The organism is Streptomyces platensis (assembly GCF_008704855.1).
GTDB lineage: Bacteria > Actinomycetota > Actinomycetes > Streptomycetales > Streptomycetaceae > Streptomyces > Streptomyces platensis.
Genome location: NZ_CP023691.1, coordinates 3,126,884 through 3,146,284, shown reverse-complemented (window position 1 = coordinate 3,146,284; position 19,401 = coordinate 3,126,884). Strand labels below are relative to the sequence as shown.

The window sequence follows — 19,401 nt, the reverse complement described above, 5'->3', positions numbered from 1 at the left end:
GGGAGAGCCTGTCTCCGGCGCAAGATCAAAGCGCACGTCAAGAACGCACCAGGAGGTGTCAGCCGGAAATGACCCAGATGGAGACCGGCAGCGGGCATGGCCACGAGCACATCCCGGAGGAACTCCGGGGCAAGGTGCCCGGCCGTCACTACGGGACCGCCGGTACGAAGCTGCTGTTCGAGGACGAACGTACCAGGGTCTGGCTCCTGGAATTGGAGCCCGAGGACGCCAGCGAATGGCATGAACACCCGTGGGACTACGTATTCGTCGTGGACAACCCCGGAAAGGTGCGACTCGAGTACGAGGACGGGGAGATAGAAGACCAGGACGATTACCTCGGTGAGGTGGTGCACCGCCGCCGGGGTAAGCCGCACCGGCTGGTCAACAAGGGGAATCATCCCTACCGGAACGTCGTGATCGAATTCATCGGGCAGCGGCCCCCGCAGAGCTGGCCGCCGGCAGAATCCGATTGAGTAAGTCTCAGCCGACATCTCAGGAGAAACCATGAGCAGCATTGCAGAGTGGCTCGAAGGCAATATCACGACCGACAAGCGTGCGCTGGACTGGTACCGGGAGCCGGAGTGCGAGCCGCGCATCGTGCGTGCCTACCGCGAACTGCTGAGCGGTTATGAAATCGACACCTCGAAGATTTTGAAGACCACGGTTGACGTCGAGGGTGAGCACGCCGGTGTGGTCCGGGTGCACGACATCAACTACTACTCGATCTGCGCCCACCACTTCCTGCCCTTCTACGGCAAGGTCTCGGTCTCGTACGTGCCGGGCGACCGGATCCTGGGCCTGGGCAAGTTCCCCCGCCTGGTGCAGGCGTTCAGCCGCAGGTTCCAGATCCAGGAGCACCTGGTGAAGGACATCGCCGAGGAGATCATGAGCTCGGGTGGCGCCCGCGCGGCAAAGGTGATCTCCACTGGACGCCATATGTGCATGTGCAGCCGGGGCCCGTCCGACCAGACGGCGATCACCGACACCTCCTATGTCACCGGTGACAAGGAGCTGTTCACCCGGTTCGGTCTCGACGCCTGACTCCCGGCCGCCTGCCGGCGCACCGACTCCGTGCGGCAGACACGCCAGAGGGCTGTCTGCCGCACGGACCCTCGCCAGGGGAACGGTGCGGAAGGGCACGGAAGACAAGGGAGAAGAGGATGCGACTCGATTTTCTGCCACCCGATGTCCCCGACGACGGCGCCACCCACCACTACTGCCTGCACTGCCACGGCGAGGCGGTCGAGTGGCGCACTGAGGACAGCGGCAGACGGTACTGCCTGTGCCACGCCTGCGGACGGGCGGCCGACCGGGCGGTGGTGGTGGATCCGGCCATCAATTGGTGGACGGCCGACGACGGTGAGTACTGGCACGAAACGGCGGGTGTCTTCGTCCAGGACCCCCGGGGGCGCTTCCTCTTCTTCGACCGTACGGCGTTCCCGTTCGGCCTGACGGTGCCCGCCGGCCATATGGAGCGTGACGAGTCCCCCGAACGCGCGGCGGCCAGGGAACTCGAGGAGGAGACCGGTATCGCCGCCGGTGCACTGGAGTACCTGGCGACCACTCCGATTCCGGGAGACGGATGCCGCCGTGGCGCCGACGCTCATCTGTGGCACGTCTACCGGCTGTTGCCGGACGCGGGCGAGGACTTCGAGGTGACCCTCGGGCCGGAGGGCACCGAGGCCGTGTGGCTCACGCCCGGAGAGGCTCTGTCCCGCCCGGTCACGTATGCGGTGCGCCGTCTGCTGGACGACTGCGCGGGCCAACTGGCCGCCCCCTGATGGCTGGTTTGGATCTTCTTCCGTGCGGACGCGCAATCAGCGTTCATATGATCGCCCAGACCGGAAAGGGCCGGCTGTGACGGTCGGTCTGCGAACAGCAGGAGCCATCTGTGAGCGATGACATCCCGATACGGGCCGGCCGAAGGCAGTGGACCGGGCTTGCCGTGCTCGCCCTGCCCACGATCCTCATCGGCTTGGACATGACGGTGCTGCACCTCGCCGCGCCACAGCTGAGCGAGGGTTTACGGCCGAGCAGCACCGAATTGCTCTGGATCGTCGACATCTACGGTTTCCTGGTCGCCGGTTTCCTCGCCACGATGGGAACTCTCGGCGACTGGATCGGCCGCCGCAGACTTCTGCTGATCGGTGCCGTCGCCTTCGCCTGCGCGTCACTTCTCGCTGCCTATTCGGTGAATGTCGGCATGCTCATCGCGGCTCGCGCCCTGCTGGGCGTGGCCGGGGCCACCTTGATGCCCTCGACCCTCTCTCTGATCAGCAACATGTTCCGCGATGCCGGACAGCGCCGCTTCGCCATCGCGGTGTGGATGACCAACTTCAGCATCGGCGGAATGATCGGCCCGCTGATCGGCGGCGTGCTGCTGGAGCATTTCTGGTACGGCTCGGTGTTCCTTCTCGGTGTGCCGGTGGGTCTGATTCTCCTGGTCGCCGGCCCGATACTGCTGCCGGAGTCCCGCAGTCCGAAGGCCGGGCGTCTGGATGCGGTCAGTGTGGTGCTGTCCATCGGCACGGTCCTGCCGGTGGTGTATGGCTTCAAACAACTCGCCCAGGACGGCGTCCGGGAAATCCCGTTCGTGGCTGTGGGCGCCGGGCTGGTCCTCGGTGTGGTCTTCGTCCGCCGGCAGTTCCGGCTCACCGACCCGATGCTCGACCTCAGGCTCTTCTCCCGTCCGGCCTTCGGGGTGTCGCTGGGGGCGCAGACCATGGGCCTCTTCGTGCTGACGGGCACCCAGTTCCTGATCTTGCAGTACTTCCAGCTGGTGCTGGGACTGCCCCCGCTGGAGGCGGGGTTGTGGGCGCTGCCCGCGATGACCGCAGGGGTCGTCGGTACCTTGCTGGCCCCGGCGGTGGCCAACCGGATCCGTCCCGGATGGGTCATGGCAGGGGGGTTCGCGTTCTCGGTCGCCGGACTGGCGATGATCGCCCAGGTCACCGACAGGTCCGGACTCGCCCTGGCGGCCGTCGGCTTCTCGATCCCGGCCTTCGGCATCTCGGCGGCGCTTGCCCTGACGAACGACGTGATCATCAGCAGCGTGCCTCGCGAACGTGCGGGCAGCGCCTCGGGAATCGGGGAGACGGGCGCCGAACTCGGCAACGCGCTGGGCGTAGCCGTCGCCGGATCCGTCGCCGCTGCCGTCTACCGCTCCCAGATGGACACCGGTTCGCTCCCGTCCGGCCTGCGTCCGGACCTGGTCGAGGCCGCTCGGTCAACTCTGGGCGGTGCCAACGGGGTGGCCCGGCAACTGCCCGGTGACCTCGGCGCCGAGCTGCTCGGTATGGCCCGGAAGGCGTTCACCCATGGGGTCAGGGTGGCGGCGCTCGTCGAGATCGGCATTCTGGCCTTGCTGGTGGTCATGAGTCTCGCCCTGCTGCGCCGACCGGCCCCCGACCTCGGCGAGGCCGAGTTGCTGTCACCACAGCCGGAACTCCCCGACGCCGTACAGGAAAGCCGTTAGGCGCCTCCGAGGAGCCTTGCACACGGCATTCCACCCCCTGCTGTGGTTTCTTCCCATCGCCCATTCGACGGAGGGGATTTCCCGTGCAACTGACCGCCCGGCGGGGCGTCTGCGCGAGAGGAGAGAACCCTTCCCGGTAATTCCCCTGGCTTTCCCGGAATTCGTGATGGTCCGGACAGGTCGCGCCGGGAGACCTGCTGCGATTACTGCATACGAAGCGAAAAGAGCCAAAGAAAGGTACGGGGGCTGTGAAGTTTGGCATTCTTGGGCCTGTTGTGATGAGTGCGGATGATTCCCCTATGGCAATGGGCGCTCCCCGGCAGCAGGTTGTACTCGCCACTCTTCTGCTGTGCGCCAACCACCTGGCGGCGACCGATTATCTGGTGGAGTGCGCTTGGTGGCAGGAGCCGCCGCCGTCGGCGACGGTCAATGTCCGCGGGCACATCGCGGGACTGCGCCGCCTGCTGCGCGACGCCGGTGAGCCCGAGGACCGGCTGACCACACATTCCGGTGGTTACGCCCTGCGGGTCGAAGCCGGTGAACTGGATCTGTCCACGTTCATGGAGGAATTACGACTGGGCGACGAGGCGCTGGCCCAGGGCACGATAGCGGAAGCAGCGGAGCATTTCACGGCGGCACTGCAAGTCTGGCGGGGCAGGCCCCTGGAAGGACTGTCCTTGGGGGTGCCGCTCCGGGCGGAACTGGAGAGGCTGGGGGAATTGCGGCTGCTTGCCATTGAGCGCTATGCACAGACCCAGCTCGATCTCGGCCAGCCGGACACCCTCATCCCGGAACTACAGGCCCTCACCACTCAGCACCCGTTCCGTGAACGGCTCTGGGAGCTTTTGATCAAAGCACTGCACCGGACAGGACGACAGGCAGAGGCGCTGGCCACGTACACACGTGTGCGTCGCATCCTGGCCGAGGAACTGGGCGTCGACCCGATGGAGCAGCTCCGGCAGCTGGAGGAGAAGATCCTGCGCGGCGACTCCGGCCTCGGGGCACCCGCGAACCCGGTCGAGACCGTCCCGGCCTGCCAAGCGCCACTGCCGGGGTTCAGGGCCAAACGCGTGGCGTTCCCAGGAGGGCTCGGGTAGTGGCCGCCGGCGCTCGCCGGGCGCCCGGCCGCCTCGCCCGGCCGCCTTCGGAGCGCAGCAGGAGCTCGAGTCTTTGCCGACGGCCCTCAGGAAGCAGGCGTACCGCCGATATCTACTGTTGTCGGGGTAGTTTTTCCTCAACTTCGGCAACAGAAGAAGGTTGTCCCCGTGGCCGAGCCGCGTGCCGGGCTGTCTGCGCTGACCGTGGGCCGGCCTGGGGGGCAGATTCCGTCCTGCCGCCGCTCGCGTTGCCCTCGACCAGCCGCGGCTTCTCCGGCCTCTCCGAGACGGGCCGGCTGCTTGTATGAGCGCATGGCTCCGGAGATGCCCAGCGGGCCGAGCGGAAAGGGGCTCCATGCCCCGCCCCCGCGAGCCCGCCCGGCACGCCGCTCCTGGCGTGCTGCGCCGTGCTGTCCCCGACGGTCGTGCGGTGCGGTCGGGGCAGGCGCCGACGGCGTCCGGCCCGTGCCTGCCTGCGGAGCCCGGTCGGCCGAGGGGGGCGACGCATTTCCGGCCGAATGCGGGCGAGCGCCGATGCCGAATATCTCACGCCGCGACTACAGAAATAGCCACTGGTGCGGTAGGGGTTTTTTACGCTCCCGAAACCGTCGGGATCATGTGCCGGGTGTGGCCGCCAGTACCGTGCTACCGTCGATCTCAGTTGCAGTTGTGGTTCCCAAGACTTCAAGCGTGCTCGCTGTCGTACACGGCGGAGCGCTTTCGTATTTCCGGTGTTTATTTCCGGACGGGCAAACAACGCAGCGATACGGAGCTCGCACGGTGTGGGCTCCGGGCACTGCCCCGAAGGAGATATGACATGGCTACTGGCACTGTGAAGTGGTTCAACGCGGAAAAGGGCTTCGGCTTCATCGAGCAGGAGGGTGGCGGCGCCGACGTCTTCGCCCACTACTCGAACATCGCCGCCCAGGGCTTCCGCGAGCTGCAGGAAGGCCAGAAGGTGAACTTCGACGTCACGCAGGGCCAGAAGGGCCCGCAGGCCGAGAACATCGTTCCCGCCTGACGCGTTACACCGTAGCTGGGGCCCGCACCTTGGGTGCGGGCCCCAGCTCGTTGCTTTTCGGGGTTCCCGCGTTCCCCGCAATGGCCGCACACGCGGCAAGCGGGCGGCCAGTTCGACTCCCCGACCGCTATGCTGCGGCGGCAACCCGCCCGAATGACGATCCGGCGGCTGTTTCGCTCTTCTTTGCGAAACCTCCGGCCCCGGTGTGCAGGGTCGACACATTTCCTCCCCGCTTCGTTTCATCCCATTTCATCGGTTCGTTCTTGCGATTCTTTGTGTGCGGCTCATTGCCGCCGGGAATTCCTCGACGTACCGCATCGAGGAAGGTTCTCCATGAACCGCACAGCTCGCACGAATGACCGCTACTCCCGCTCTGCCGGCTCGTCCGGCTCAGGCCGCGGCGGCTACCGCTCCGGTGGGCCGAACCGCTCGGGCACGGGGCGTTCCGGGGGCTCCGGACGGCGTCCCGCGACACTGCAGGGAGAGTTCGCCCTGCCCGTCACCCACACTCCCGCCCTGCCCCCGGCCGGGACTTTCGCCGAGCTGGACATGCCGCCGGCGCTGCTGGCGGCCCTCAGCGCGGAAGGCATGTCCGCCCCGTTCCCCATCCAGGCCGCCACGCTGCCGAACTCGCTGGCCGGACGCGACGTTCTCGGCCGCGGACGCACGGGATCGGGCAAGACGCTCGCCTTCGGTCTGGCCCTGCTGGCCCGTACCGCCGGTCAGCGCGCCGAGCCCCGCCAGCCGCTGGCCCTGGTCCTGGTCCCCACCCGGGAACTGGCCCAGCAGGTCACCGACGCCCTCACCCCCTACGCCCGGTCACTCAAGCTGCGGCTGGCCACCGTCGTCGGCGGCATGTCGATCGGCCGCCAGGCCGGCGCACTGCGCGGCGGGGCCGAGGTGGTCGTCGCCACGCCGGGACGGCTCAAGGACCTCATCGAGCGCGGTGACTGCCGGCTGAACCAGGTCGGCATCACCGTGCTGGACGAGGCCGACCAGATGGCCGACATGGGCTTCATGCCCCAGGTCACCGCGCTGCTCGACCAGGTCCGGCCCGAGGGGCAGCGGATGCTCTTCTCGGCCACCCTGGACCGCAACGTCGACCTGCTGGTCCGGCGCTACCTGACCGACCCCGTGGTCCACTCCGTCGACCCTTCGGCGGGCGCGGTCACGACGATGGAGCACCACGTGCTGCACGTCCACGGCGCCGACAAGCACGCCACCACCACGGAGATCGCCGCCCGCGAAGGCCGGTCGATCATGTTCCTGGACACCAAGCACGCCGTGGACAGCCTCACCAAGCACCTGCTGAACAGCGGTGTCCGCGCCGCGGCCCTGCACGGCGGCAAGTCCCAGCCCCAGCGCACCCGCACCCTGGCCCAGTTCAAGACCGGCCATGTCACCGTCCTGGTGGCCACCAACGTCGCCGCCCGCGGCATCCACGTCGACAACCTCGACCTCGTCGTCAACGTCGACCCGCCCAGCGACCACAAGGACTACCTGCACCGCGGCGGACGTACCGCGCGCGCCGGCGAGTCCGGCAGCGTCGTCACCCTCGTCCTGCCCAACCAGCGCCGCACCATGAACCGCCTGATGGCGGACGCGGGCATCACCCCGCAGACCACCCAGGTCCGCTCCGGCGAGGCCGAGCTGAGCCGCATCACCGGCGCCCAGGCACCCTCCGGTACCCCGGTCACCATCGCCGCACCGGTCGTCGAACGCACCAAGCGCAGCGGCTCCTCCACCCGCGGCCGCCGCAGCCGCCCCGCCCAGGCCCGCCGTGCCGCAGGATCAGCCCGCACCGCGACACCGACTGCGCGGCAGACCTCCTCGGCCCCGGCCGCCTGAGCCGGTCCCGGAACGATCACGCTCGGCTCGTCGGATCACCATCGTCACGGAGGCTTTCGTTGATGCTGCAGAGCTACCCCCAGGCGGACCGCTCCGGCAAGGCAGCCGGCGACGTCATGTCGTCGCCGGGACCACAGGTCGGCGACGACATGATCGTCGACGTGGCCCTGTCCGTCCTCATCGGGGCCCGTGCCGACCATCTCCTCGTCCGTGACGAGGACGGGCGGTGTACGGGCCTGATCACCCGCTCCCAGATGACAGCCCACCACCAGGGCTCCTGGTACACCGAGGAGACCCGGCTGCGGGACCTCATCTACGACCGTGGGCCCTTCACTTCGCCCATGATGTCCGCACACGACGCGGAACGCGCCATGCGTCAACGTGCGCTGCGGGCCTCACCCGTGATCGGTGAGGACGGGCACGCCCTGGGCGTCGTCGTCCTCACCCGTTGATCCCTCTCCGCCCAGGCCGGCGCTCCGTTTCCGGCTTCTCTTCGACCTTGTAGAGGCACTATGCGCGTCGTCATCGCCCGCTTCCCTTTCGACCTGCTCAAGACCGAGGTGCAGGATGCGATGAAGGGCATCAAAGCCGAACCCATCACGGGTGAGTCCGTGCTCATCGGTCGCCGCCATTACCCCGTCAAGCAGGTCGGGGAGATCATCACTCGGCAGGATCGCCGTGACTTCTCCGCCGGTGAAGTGACCCGAGCCCTGAGCCGCCTCGGCTTCGTGTGCCGCCCGGCTGCCGCGCTCGTGCCGCCGGCCGGTCTCACACCACTGGAGACGGCGTCGGCCCTGCTGGGGCACCCGGCTCGAGCCTGACCGGACCGCTGTGGGCAACGAATCCGCCCGGCAGCGGCCAACTCAGCGGCCGGAAGGGCGAGAGCGGAAGACGGTCCCAGCCGTTCCGACCCCCTCGAGTACCTCGAAGTCCGCCACCGCCTCGGGGCCAGGTCCGAGGCTGACCTCCCCGAACGCGGTGGGGAGAGACTCCTGGCGTGGCCACCTGGTTGTCAGCGAGGCCCAACGGTCCGAAGGAGGAAGGAAGCTGTGTCCCGCGACGCTGCCGAATCCGGAAGTATGCCCCTCGCTCCGGTGAGGGGAGAAGGAGCGCCGGCCGGCCAACCCCGCGGAGCGCGCCGTGACAGCGCCGGGGAGGGCCCTCACCCGGCTGCCGCTCTGGTGGAGCGGGCATCCGACCTGGTGGAGCCGATAAAGCCGAAGCTTCGTGGCTGGCTCCATGCCGCGACGGTCCCGGCCGCGCTGATGGCTGGCGTCGTCCTCATCCGCCTGGCCCGGACCCCGCAGGCTGCCCTGGCCTGCACCGTGTACGCCGTCACCGCCTTGCTGCTGTTCGGGACGAGCGCCGTCTACCACCGCGGCACCTGGGGGTCGCTCGGCGAGGCCGTTCTGCGTCGTCTCGACCACGCCAACATCTTCCTCATCATCGCCGGCACCTGCACCCCCCTGGCCGTGCTCCTCCTTCCTTCGGCCCAGCAGCCCGTCCTGCTGTGGATCGTGTGGACGGGGGCGCTGGTCGGCATCGCCTTCCGCGCCCTCTGGGTCGGAGCTCCCCGCTGGCTGTATACCCCCTGCTACCTGGCCCTGGGCTGGGTTCCGGTGCGCTACCTGCCCGACTTCCTGCACACCGGCGGAGCGGCCGTACTCGCCCTGATCGTGACCGGCGGTCTCCTCTACAGCGTGGGCGCGGTGGTCTACGCCCTCCAGCGCCCCAACCCCTCACCCAGCTGGTTCGGCTTCCACGAGGTCTTCCACGCCCTGACCGTGGCAGGCTTCACCGCGCACTACCTCGCCATCGCCCTCGCCGTCAGCTGACCACAGCGGTGTGCCGGCTCGTATGCCTCGTCCGCCCGGTGTTCAGAGGCGCGGAGCCTCGGACGCTGCCGCGAGGTCAGGGGACACCTCGACCGCGGTGCTCAGTCCGGTTCGCGCCAGGCTGATGGCGAAGAGCTCCGGCGACGACATCGACCGAGCTCGTCTGCGTGGCTGCTGTGGGGTCAGGCCGTCCGACGCCGGCTGAACGTCCCCGGGGCCCGGCGGCCGTGCTCGGGCGCGGAAACGGAGTTCGGACGTCGGGGAATGCATCGCGGGGCCCTGGTGCCGAATACGCACCAGGGCCCCGAGGGGTTTGAACACCATCTGCCGGCTTACTGCGGTGCCGGCCTTCTGTTTCCGCACCGTCGCCCGGGAGAGGGCGGGAAGTGCGGGGATCGCGGATGCGTGACCGGGGACCACCTTCCAATCCGGGGCCTGCGGTACCCGAGCGGACTCACTTCCTCGCCCGGGCGATCCTGATGGCGTCTGCCTCCTTTTCCTCCTCCTGCCGACCTGCTTGCTTCTGCGGATCGGCTGTTCCGCTCGCGGCCCCGGGGGCCGCCCGGCCCGGCAGTCAGTCGCGGGGCCCCTGTGCATACCTTTCGGCCCCGCGACTCCACTGCCGTGCCTCTTCTGACACTGCATGCGCGGCAGTTCGACCTCTGCCGTGCCTTCGATCTCTTGGCTACGACGAAAACTCTAACCCCCGCGAGGTCGCATGTCTATCGCCGACATGGCAGATTTTCTGTGAAGACGGGGGCCGAGCTTCTGTCGGCCACGCCTAGTGAAACCTGCACCAGGTAGCGCGTTGCCGGCGTGCGGGAACTGAAGGGGCGGGCACGCTGCCTGTCACGGCAAAAGGCGCAACAGGGCACAGGCGGGGTGTACACGCAGGAACGGCACGAAGATCAGCAGCGCCCCTCATCCCGTACCGACCGTGGTGCGGGGCGAAAGCCCGGACAGCATCCACCGGGCCCGCGAGGCGACCCGCGCATTCACCGACAACCTCACCCCAGCACCGGATCCCGAGCGCGCGGACACCTTCCTCCTGGTGGTGTCGGAACTCGCCACCAATGCCCTGCGCCACGGCGGCGGCCGGTACACCCTCCGACTTTCCGTCGGCCCGGACACGCTGACCGCCGCGGTCAGCGACCTCAGCTCAGCGGCCCCCCGCGAACGCACACCTGATCTCCACGGCGGCAGCGGTGGCTTCGGCTGGCACATGATCCGTCACCTCACCAGCCACCTGACCATCACCCCCGCCCCCGGAACCGGCAAAACCATCCATGCCCAACTCCCCCGGTAGCGGGGCTTTACGGTCCCGCTACCGGGGCCTCAACCGGACCCGGACACGCACCGCGCCGAGGCAAAGACCTCAAGGGGGCGGTGCGTCTGCGCCGTTGCGCAGGGCGTTGGCGGCGAGTTCGGAGACCGCCAGGGCGAGGGTTGCCGCAGCCTCGGAAGCCGGGCCGGGGTGAGTCTGTCGGCGAAGGCACGGGTTACGCCGCGGGTGTGTGGGATGCCGGCGGGGCTGTCGTCTTCGAAGACGAGAGGGGGCCTCGGAGCTATCGTGTGGGCTGTCGCCATGTCGTTCATGCGCTCACACCCCGCTTGAGTCGGTTGTGCCGCAGGGCTCAGCCTGTACCCGCCGGGCCGGCCAACCCGAATGGCACTCTTCCGGGTGCGCATGAGGCAGAAGTCCGCTCACTGGCTGTTGAGAAAATCTGTCACGGCGAGCATAGACATGGGTGCGTGTGGAGGTTAGTGTTTTCCCGTACCCAAGAAGTCGAAGAGGGCACAGCAGAGATGAACTGCTGTGCAAGCAGGTCAGACAGAACGCGGAACGGCAGTGGAGCGACGGGGCCGGAAATGGTGGTTCCTTCGCTGACTGCCGGGCCGAGCGGCCCCAGGGGTCGCATGCAGTACCCGCGATATCCAGCAGTACAACCGAGTAGCCGAATGAGGTAAGGAGCAGACGCCATCAGGATCGCCCGGGCGAGGAAGAACACCGCTCGGGTACCGCAGGCCCCGGATTGGAAGGTGGTCCCCGGTCACGCATCCGCGATCCCCGCAGCCCCGCCCTCCCAGGCGGGCCGGCGGAACAAGAAGGCCGGCGCAGTCAGCCGGTAGATGGTGTTGAAAGCTCGGGGCCCGGGTGCCGGAACGGCACTCGGGCCCCTCGACGCGTCCCCGAAAGAAGAGGTCTATGCCCCCTCGCAGTCCCCGCCCCGTCGACAAGTTCGACGACGACGACTACCCCGCCTACACCATGGGCCGGGCAGCCGAAATGATCGGCACCGCCCCCGCCTTCCTCCGCGCCCTCGGTGAGCATCGCCTGATCACCCCGCTGCGCTCCGAAGGCGGTCACCGCCGCTACTCCCGCTACCAACTACGCATCGCCGCCCGGGCCCGCGAACTCGTCGACGCCGGCACCCCCATCGAAGCCGCCTGCCGCATCATCATCCTCGAAGACCAACTCGAAGAAGCCCAGCGCATCAACGAAGACCTGCGCACCCGCGACGCCACCTCGTAACAGCGTTTCGAGACCTACCTGCCCGAGCTGAGCACCGCTGCGGCCGCGACAACGCTGCCCCGGCGGCCGGGCCGACAACCGGAACGGGCCCGTCCGCCGCACCGAGGTCCAGGGGGGCCTTCGGGCTCTGCCGCCAGAGCAGGCGGCGGCATCCGGCGAGCCAGGAGACCGTCCTTTCGACGACCCAGCGGTGGCGGCCCAGCCGGGTGGAGGACTCGATGCCCTTGCGGGCGATGCGGTGACGGATGCCTTTCTTACGGAGCCATCGGCGCAGGTGGTCGTAGTCGTAGCCCTTGTCGGCATGGAGCTTGGCTGGATGCCGGCGGCGCGGTCCGCGGCGGGAGCGGATGGGCGGGATCCCGCCCACGAGTGGTTCCAGTCCGAGGCTGTCGTGCATGTTGGCGCCGGAGATGCCCAGGGACAGGGGCAGCCCGTTGCGGTCCGTGATCGGGTGGATTTTCGATCCGCTCTTGCCTCGATCGGTCGGATTCGGTCCGGTCAGTGGCCCCCTTTTGCCGCCCTGACGCTGACGGAGTCAATCGCACACTGCGACCAGTCCAACGCTCCGCGGGCGCCGAGCTCGTCCAGGATGACGCGGTGCAGCCTGGCCCACACCCGGTCCCGGCTCCACTGGGCGAAGCGCCGGTAGACGGTGGGCCAGGCCGGCCCGAACACCGGCGGCAGTTGCCGCCACGTGCAGCCCGAGGTGGCCACGAAGATGATCGCTGCCAGGCAGGCGCGGTCACCGGCCCGTCGGCGGCCGCCGCCTTGCGGGCGTATGACCTGGGCGAGGCCGTGCCTTTGTTCTTCCCAGAGGCCCCCTGTGTGCAGCCGCTCGATGTTGCAGACGACGTGCTCGCCAGGTGGATCGCGGAGCTTCTATCCGATCTCGATGCGGGCCTGTCCCACAGGTCGGGCAGGATGCGCCCGCTGCCGTCCGCCTCCAGGGGGTTGAAGACCTCGCGCCACAGCGCACCCGTATCGAGCCATTGGTCGTAGTACGCGTCGGGGTCCTCGGGCCCGAATTCGTACCGGAGCGAGGCGGGTCGCAGGAAGCCGCCCGTCCCGACGGTCTGCACCGAGCGTCCGCGGATCCGCAGGACATCCGCCAAGCGCGCCGCCAGCCCTTCCGGATGGGCGGTCGGCGCCCCGTCGATCGCGACGCGCAGCCACGGACCGCCGTCCGCCGCCGTCAGCTTTCCGATCCGGTCAGCGCGCGCATCGGTCAGCCGCTCCCAGGAGATCGCTTCCCGCCGCACCCCTCCATCATGCCCGGGCACTGCCGTACGGTGCCGGGTGGGCGCCCGTGGCCGAGCGGCGTCAGCTGCGCGGGTAGCGCCCGGGGGCGAAGAACGACTCGTTGTACGGCTGGTGGGTGAGGGGGTGGAACGCCGCTGAGAAGTCGTCGGCCAGCTCGGTGATCGTGCCACGGCCCTCGACGGCGGTGAGCCAGGACGGGGGGAGGGCGAGGTCGCCGTGGTGGGCGCCGAGGAGGTTGCCGCAGATGGATCCCGTGGAGTCGCTGTCACCGGAGTGGTTGACGGAGAGCAGGAAGGCTGACTCAACGCGCGTGCGCCGGGGTGCCGGGTCGGCGGGGCGGGCGAGGGCACAGTAGACGGCGATGGCCAGGGCCTCCTCGGCGATCCAGCCTCCGCCGAGGGTTTCGACCTTCTCGGGGGTCGCGGTGCCGTCGGCAGCCAGGTCGACCGCCTTGCGGAGGGCGGCCGTCGTCTCCTCGTGGCCGGGATAGCGGGCGAGGAGTTCCATCGAGCGCAGCACGGCGCCTTCGAGGGAGTCGCCGTCCAGTAGGTGTCCGATCATGGCGGCGAAGGCACCGGCCGCGTAGTAGCCGGTGGGATGGCCATGGGTGATCTGGGCGCAGCGGGCGGCGAATTCGAAGGCTCGGCGAACGGGCATGCCGGTGAGGCCGAAGGGAGCCGAGCGCATGACCGTGCCGCAGCCCTTGGAGTCGGGGTTGACCGGCCCCGGCGCTCCGAGCTCGCCGAGCTTGTCGGGGATGTGCTCGTAGCGGAGGCCGGAGACGCAGGCGTTGCCGGGGGCACGGCGGGCGTAGAGCCAGGTCTGCTGGCGCAGCCAGCCGGTGCGGTCGTAGGCGAGTTCGGCCGGCGGCGGGGGCGCGGGGTGGTTCTGGGTGTCGAGCCAGCGCAGATAGGCGTTCCGCACGATCACGGGCCCGGCGGAGCTGATGCCGTCGCCGGTGGCGGGGCCGTAGCGGGCGTAGGCGCGGATGAGGCCTTCCGCGGTGAAGAGGGTCATCTGGGTGTCATCGGAGACCTGGCCGAGGACGACGCCGCCGACCGGCAGGAAGCCGGTGACCCCGGACGGCCCGTAGCCGTTGCGGATCGAGGCCAGCGACTGGAACTCGATCGGGTATCCCAGGGCGTCGCCTATCGCCCCGCCCAGAAGACAGCCACGGACACGGGCACGGCGGGCGACGATGTCGCCCCACGACTGACTGTTCAAGCCGGTTCCCTCACTTGATGGTTGTGCTCATGGTCATTGCGTCGATCGATCGCGTGGTCGGAGCCGTCCGGCTCAGAAGATCCAGGCCAGGTAGAGGCTGAGCGCCGCACCACCGGCGCCGCCCAGGACCAGCCGCTTCATCCAGGCACTCGCGCGGGTTCCGGCGATCAACCGGCCCACGGCCATGGCCTGTCCCCTGCTCGGCATGATGCCGGTCGCGGCGAACGGGATCCCCAGCGCGGCGACGATCCAGCCGAGGAAGAACAGCGCGCACCAGCGCCAGATCTCGCCGAAGCCGGTGGCGAGGTAGCCGCTCACGGTCTGCTGGACGGGGATGCGGTCGCCCCGTTCGCGGTCTGCCGTGATGGTCGCCTCGTGATCGACGGTCGTTCCGTCGTCTGCGCGGAAGGTGCCGGCGCACACCGTCTTGTCGCTGTGGTGACGGCTTCCGTGGTCGATCCAGCAGCGCTCGACCGTGAGCGTGCCGTGACGACCGACGAGGCCCGCTGCGTGCGTCGAGTTGTACAGCGAGAAGCCGGCGCAGAGAAGCGCCAGAAAGAAGAAGAGGCCGCCGAAGAGACGCCCTTTCACACTCGGCGCGGGCATCGAGACGAACGGATCCGGCGTCCCCAGTCCTGGCTCCAGCATGGCGCTAACACCCCCTCCGCTCCGGCTGCTCCCATGATCGCTCACCTTACTCAGCCGGTGCGTCGGCCCCACTGTCAGTGCCATGCCCTAGGTCAGGATTCGCCGAAGAAGTACTGCGCGCCTATGCCTTCGCGTGTGCGATGTGCGGGTACTACGGGACACTGGGACGGAACCCGGTCGGGACGAACCGTCCTATCTCCCCCGCCGCCAGCCGGAGTTCATGCCCGCCCAAGCCGAATCGAAGGATCACGTTCGGTAAGCGGATAGCGTCTCAGGGGCAGCCGAAAGGGCTCACCGCCACCTTGGAAGCCGCAATGTCGAGGCATGCCGCGCTCCCCTCGTCGATCTCGATGTCGAGATTAATCATGCGACCCGCCACCTCCGCGGCGTTCATCCAGCGGCAATGCTCCCCGCCCTGCGGTGCGTGGCGCACTCCGGTGTACATCAGCAAGAATGGGCGCTCTCCGGGGCCGCGCTCCCGGAGGCGCGGCGTACTGCCGTCGTCCTCCACGGGGACCAGGACCTGAGCGGAGCGCAGCTCCTTCACAAGTTCGTCCTCCGTAATGCGGCCGAGCAGCCTGAGCTGGACGGCCCGCTCCACCGTGTTCTCTGCCCGAAGCATTCCGACCGCCGTCGGGGTGGGGCGGTAGTGCCGGTTACGGACGAAGTCGCCGAACCCGCCGTCCTGGTCGATCTGCCAGTCCCCGACGATCCCTTCGAGGGGGACGCCGCTGAAGAGTGGGTACTCCGGATCGATGGCGATCGTCCGCTTGCCCGGAGCGAGGACAGTCGACTTCCGCATGTCGTCGGTGATCTTCGGTACGAGCAGCCTTTGCCGTACGGCTGCCCACCGGATCGGTGTTCCGCCGGGTCTGGCGCAAGGCCCGAAAGGCCGTCCTCATCGAGCACGAGTACAGCTCGCCCGTCGGCAAGCGTGCGTACGACCTTCGCCACACCTGCCTGACGACCTGGCTCAACAACGGCATCCCGCCGGCCCAGGTCGCCGCCTGGGCGGGCAACAGCGTCCCCGTCCTCCTGGCCATCTCCACGCGCTGCATCACCGGAGAGCTGACCGAACTCCAGGGGCGGATCGAAGAGCCCCAGCGGCTGCCCACCGTGCCCGCAGCTGTGAAGGGACCGTCGAAAAACTTCGGGAAGTTTTCGGGAAAACCAGCCGCGGAGAGCCGTTCAAAACCCGCGCCAGCCGGACTGACGCCCTCGCCGCCGGGAGCCGTTCCGGCCCTGCCGAAGCTGCCACGACGCGTCCGCCAAACCGCCCCTGACCAGCGAAAAAGCCCTCCACAAGGGAGGGCTGGACACCGTACGGGCGATGGCGCCCCCGGCAGGACTCGAACCTGCGGCCAAGTGCTTAGAAGGCACCTGCTCTATCCACTGAGCTACGGGGGCCGGGTGTGGACGTGGATCACGGACCGCGGACAAGGATAGAGGTCCGGGTGCCTCGTCCCGGTTGCTTCACCTCCGTGGCACGTTGTGGAGGTTCGGTGAAGCGGTCCCGATAATCGCAGGCAGGTACGAATCCTGCACCGCTTTTGGCGCCTCGTGCGGCGGGTGTTGTGCACTCGTTATGCCTGCGCCTCACTTGTCGCGGACGTCTCGCGCGCCACTTATCCCGTTCTGTGGGGGTTCTTGCGGCGCGCACGAGGGGTTATACGCTTCAAAAACCCAACGAAATTGGGCATTCTGCACATGTGGCGACCTTGGACGTACGACCCCGGCTGATCGACGCACTGTCCGTTCTGCGCGACCGCGTCGACGCCGCACGCTTTCCACTGCCACTCCGGGGCGCTGCCCGGGCCCGGCGCAACCGGGCCGAGCTGCTCGCCCAGCTCGATGACTATGTGATTCCCCGTCTGCGCTCTCCTCAGGCCCCGCTGCTCGCGGTGATCGGCGGATCGACCGGTGCGGGCAAGTCCACGCTGGTCAATTCGCTGGTCGGGCGGCGGGTCTCGGAGGCCGGGGTGCTGCGCCCGACGACGCGTACGCCGGTGCTGGTCTGCCATCCCGATGACCTCCACTGGTTCGCCGGACCACGCGTGCTGCCGCAGCTCGCCCGGGTGTGGGTGCCCGAGCAGGATGACGGCGGCGAGGACGCGTATGCGGCGGGTGGTGGGCGTGGGCCGGGCGGCGGGCCCGGCGCCCGTATGGCGCATGGGTCCTGTGCGGGTCATACGCCTCACGGGGGACATCGGGAGGCACCTGCGGGGCATGGGCCGGGGGCGGGTCCGGAGAGCCATGGTGGCGCGCACGGGGCGGTGGGTGTTCGTGGGGTGGGAGCGGAGCGTGAGGCGTCCGAGCTGTTTGTGGAGGAGGAGGGGGCCGCGGAGGGGCTTGGATATGGGGCCGCGGTGGGTGGGGGTGCGGCTGGTGGGGGCTATGGGGCGTACGGCGGCGGGGGTGGCGGGAGCGGCGTAGGGCTCGGGAGGGATGGGGGCGGGGCCGAGGCCGGGATGCTGACGGTGCGGATCGAGACGGATCCGGCGCTGCCCAGTGGGCTGGCGCTGCTGGACGCGCCGGATATCGATTCGCTGGTCGCGCGGAACCGGGAGCTGGCCGCCGAGCTGATCTGCGCGGCGGACGTGTGGGTGCTGGTCACCACGGCCGCCCGGTACGCGGACGCGGTGCCCTGGCATCTGCTGCGTACGGCCAAGGAGTACGACGTCACGCTGGTGACCGTCCTGGACCGGGTGCCGCATCAGATCGCCACCGACATCTCCGGGCGGTACGCCGAACTTCTCCAGCGAGCCGGGCTCGGCCATGTCCCGCGGTTCACCATTCCCGAGCTGCCCGAGTCGGCCGGCGGAGGGAACGGGCTGCTGCCCGCCACGGCCGTCGCGGCGCTGCGGGGCTGGCTGGAGCGGCACGCGCAGGACCCCGTCGCCCGCGCCGCCGCGGCGGAGCGTACGGCCGCCGGGGTGATCGCCTCGCTGCGCAGCCGGATGCCCGCACTGGCCGGGGCCGCCGCCGCCCAGCACGCCGCGGCGCTCCGGCTGGCCGGCCGGGTCGAGGAGGCGTACGAGCGGGCCGCTGAGCGGGTACGGCAGGAGGTCGCGGCCGGTGAGGTGCTGTCCGGGGACGCGCGCGCCCACTGGCGCGACCATGGGCTCGACGGCCGGTCGGACGAGCTGCTCGACGCCCTGACCGACGGGCTCACCTCGCTGCTGACCTGCGCCGTGGACGAGGCCGACGAGCGGGCCGCGGAGGCCTGGCGGCGGGATCCCGCGGCGGCCGAGGTCTCGCTGACGGCCGCCGCGGGCGCCTCGGGTGCGGGCGGCCGGCTCGGGGTGATCGTCCGGCGCTGGCGGCGCTGCCTGGAGGAGCTGGCCGAGGAGGAGACCCGCGAGGCGCGCGCCGGACAGGCCGGGGAGCGTGCCGGGTCGGTGGAGCCGGAGGAGTCGGCGGCGCTGCTGGCCACCGCCCTGCTCGGCGGCCGCCGCGCCCGTACGGCGGGCGAGAACCTCGCCGACCTCTTGGGGGCGCAGACCGCGCTCCGGCTCTGCGAGCGGGGCGGCCGGCTCCTGGCCACGTATCTGGAGCGCGCGCTGGACGGTGAGCGCGAGCGGCGGCTGGCTCCCCTGGACCAGCTGACCGTGCCGCTGGACCAACAGCCGGAGCTGATTGCGGCGCTGTCCGTATTGCAGAGGGAGAAGCAGCGGGAGACGGAGAACGAACCGCGGCAGGAGCAGCGGCAGACGGACGAGCGGGCGAGGGCGATGCAGAAGGAGGAGGTGTCGGGGTGAGCGATTCCGAGCTGGCTGGTTCCGGGGAGGGCGCGGGGAACAACGGGCGGGAGATGGGGGAGGGGAAGCCCGGCGGTGCGGCGGGGGAGGGCGTGATGCCGGGTGAGGGCGTGGTGTTGAGGAGGGGTGTGGGGTCGGTGGCCGGTAGTGCACCGGTGATGGGTGAGTCGCTGGTGGCGGGTGGGGCGGCGACTGGGGGAGAGCGGAGGCCGGGGGAATCGGGGGCGGCAGTGGCGGCGGGGGCGTCTCCCGTGGAGGGGGAGGCTGGGGTGGGTGCAGGGGCTGAGGTTTCTGAGATTCCTGTGACTTCTGGGGAGTTGGTGGGGGCTGTGGAGCCTCAGGGGACTCAGGGGGGCGTGGTGGTGGAGGCGGAGCAGGAGTCCGCAGGGGCTTCTGGGGTGGCTGCGCAAGAGGCAATGGTGGGTGGGGCGTGGGATGACGGGTTGATTGCGCGGCGGGCGCGGGGTGCGGGTGTGCCCAGGCCGGGGACGCGGGGGGAGCTGTCTGTGGGGGCGGGTGTGGCGACGGGTGTGGGTGCGTCGGCAGGTACCGCGGTCGGCACGTCGGCCGGTGCGTCCGGCGGCACAGCGGCCGGTGTGCCGGTCGGGGCGGGTGTCGATTCAGGCGTGCGGGCGGGAGGTGCCTGCTCTGCCGAGGGGGCCGGTGCCTGGGCTACCCGTACTGCGGAAGCCCGTATCGCGG

At 69.4% G+C, this 19,401-nt stretch carries 16 protein-coding genes, 1 tRNA gene and 3 pseudogenes; 14 read left to right on the top strand and 6 right to left on the bottom strand.

Features of this window, described 5'->3' with window-relative positions; all coding sequences use genetic code 11:
* Positions 1-68: 68 nt before the first annotated feature.
* The 12 genes from CP981_RS13815 (at position 69) to CP981_RS13760 (ending at position 11,809) form a co-directional block, all read left to right on the top strand.
* Complete coding sequence (locus tag CP981_RS13815) at positions 69-473, top strand: cupin domain-containing protein (protein ID WP_085927475.1); 405 nt, start codon at positions 69-71, stop codon at positions 471-473.
* Positions 474-504: 31 nt separating this feature from the next.
* Positions 505-1,041 (top strand): GTP cyclohydrolase I, encoded by a 537-nt coding sequence (gene folE, locus CP981_RS13810; protein ID WP_085927476.1) that lies wholly within the window; start codon positions 505-507, stop codon positions 1,039-1,041.
* A gap of 119 nt (positions 1,042-1,160) precedes the next feature.
* Positions 1,161-1,781, top strand: a complete 621-nt coding sequence (locus tag CP981_RS13805; protein ID WP_085927477.1) for an NUDIX hydrolase — start codon at positions 1,161-1,163, stop codon at positions 1,779-1,781.
* A 110-nt stretch (positions 1,782-1,891) separates the two neighbouring features.
* Positions 1,892-3,475: an MFS transporter gene (locus CP981_RS13800; protein WP_085927478.1), complete on the top strand. Its 1,584-nt coding sequence runs from the start codon at positions 1,892-1,894 to the stop codon at positions 3,473-3,475.
* 299 nt (positions 3,476-3,774) lie between these two features.
* Positions 3,775-4,572, top strand: coding sequence for an AfsR/SARP family transcriptional regulator (locus tag CP981_RS13795; protein ID WP_158092695.1), 798 nt, complete (start codon positions 3,775-3,777; stop codon positions 4,570-4,572).
* 817 nt (positions 4,573-5,389) lie between these two features.
* Positions 5,390-5,593 (top strand): cold-shock protein, encoded by a 204-nt coding sequence (locus CP981_RS13790; RefSeq protein ID WP_006604711.1) that lies wholly within the window; start codon positions 5,390-5,392, stop codon positions 5,591-5,593.
* 333 nt (positions 5,594-5,926) lie between these two features.
* Complete coding sequence (locus tag CP981_RS13785; protein WP_085927480.1) at positions 5,927-7,441, top strand: DEAD/DEAH box helicase; 1,515 nt, start codon at positions 5,927-5,929, stop codon at positions 7,439-7,441.
* A 62-nt stretch (positions 7,442-7,503) separates the two neighbouring features.
* Positions 7,504-7,893 carry a CBS domain-containing protein gene (locus CP981_RS13780; protein WP_085927481.1) on the top strand — a complete coding sequence of 130 codons (390 nt, stop codon included), beginning with the start codon at positions 7,504-7,506 and terminating at the stop codon, positions 7,891-7,893.
* 60 nt (positions 7,894-7,953) lie between these two features.
* Complete coding sequence (locus CP981_RS13775) at positions 7,954-8,262, top strand: SCO5918 family protein (RefSeq protein ID WP_085927482.1); 309 nt, start codon at positions 7,954-7,956, stop codon at positions 8,260-8,262.
* Between the two features lie 360 nt (positions 8,263-8,622).
* The gene (trhA, locus tag CP981_RS13770; RefSeq protein WP_085927483.1) at positions 8,623-9,276 is read left to right on the top strand and encodes a PAQR family membrane homeostasis protein TrhA; all 654 of its coding nucleotides are present in this window, start codon (positions 8,623-8,625) and stop codon (positions 9,274-9,276) included.
* Between the two features lie 937 nt (positions 9,277-10,213).
* Positions 10,214-10,582, top strand: coding sequence for an ATP-binding protein (locus CP981_RS13765; protein WP_167536096.1), 369 nt, complete (start codon positions 10,214-10,216; stop codon positions 10,580-10,582).
* Positions 10,583-11,482: 900 nt separating this feature from the next.
* Complete coding sequence (locus tag CP981_RS13760; RefSeq protein WP_085927485.1) at positions 11,483-11,809, top strand: MerR family transcriptional regulator; 327 nt, start codon at positions 11,483-11,485, stop codon at positions 11,807-11,809.
* 118 nt (positions 11,810-11,927) lie between these two features.
* On the opposite strand, the pseudogene CP981_RS13755 reads toward CP981_RS13760, so the two are convergent.
* From CP981_RS13755 to CP981_RS13740, 4 genes and pseudogenes are all read right to left on the bottom strand, one after another.
* Positions 11,928-12,589 (bottom strand): annotated as a pseudogene (locus tag CP981_RS13755) (IS5 family transposase); the annotation flags it as partial.
* A gap of 80 nt (positions 12,590-12,669) precedes the next feature.
* A pseudogene (locus CP981_RS38590) lies at positions 12,670-13,068 on the bottom strand (nucleoside/nucleotide kinase family protein); the annotation flags it as partial.
* 61 nt (positions 13,069-13,129) lie between these two features.
* Positions 13,130-14,293 carry an ADP-ribosylglycohydrolase family protein gene (locus CP981_RS13745; RefSeq protein ID WP_085927486.1) on the bottom strand — a complete coding sequence of 388 codons (1,164 nt, stop codon included), beginning with the start codon at positions 14,291-14,293 and terminating at the stop codon, positions 13,130-13,132.
* 72 nt (positions 14,294-14,365) lie between these two features.
* On the bottom strand, positions 14,366-14,941 hold the full coding sequence (locus CP981_RS13740) for a hypothetical protein (RefSeq protein ID WP_085927487.1): 576 nt from the start codon (positions 14,939-14,941) through the stop codon (positions 14,366-14,368).
* An 89-nt stretch (positions 14,942-15,030) separates the two neighbouring features.
* On the opposite strand from CP981_RS13740, the pseudogene CP981_RS39370 reads away from it, so the two are divergent.
* Positions 15,031-15,123: pseudogene (locus CP981_RS39370) on the top strand (phosphorothioated DNA-binding restriction endonuclease); the annotation flags it as partial.
* Positions 15,124-15,212: 89 nt separating this feature from the next.
* Here the strand turns inward: CP981_RS39370 and CP981_RS37705 are convergent.
* Positions 15,213-15,743: a hypothetical protein gene (locus tag CP981_RS37705; protein WP_158092696.1), complete on the bottom strand. Its 531-nt coding sequence runs from the start codon at positions 15,741-15,743 to the stop codon at positions 15,213-15,215.
* 529 nt (positions 15,744-16,272) lie between these two features.
* Positions 16,273-16,348, bottom strand: a tRNA-Arg gene (locus tag CP981_RS13725).
* 302 nt (positions 16,349-16,650) lie between these two features.
* On the opposite strand from CP981_RS13725, the gene CP981_RS38585 reads away from it, so the two are divergent.
* A complete protein-coding gene (locus CP981_RS38585; RefSeq protein ID WP_085927489.1) occupies positions 16,651-18,699 on the top strand; it encodes a GTPase domain-containing protein in 2,049 nt (682 codons plus the stop codon).
* Positions 18,700-19,401: the final 702 nt, after the last annotated feature.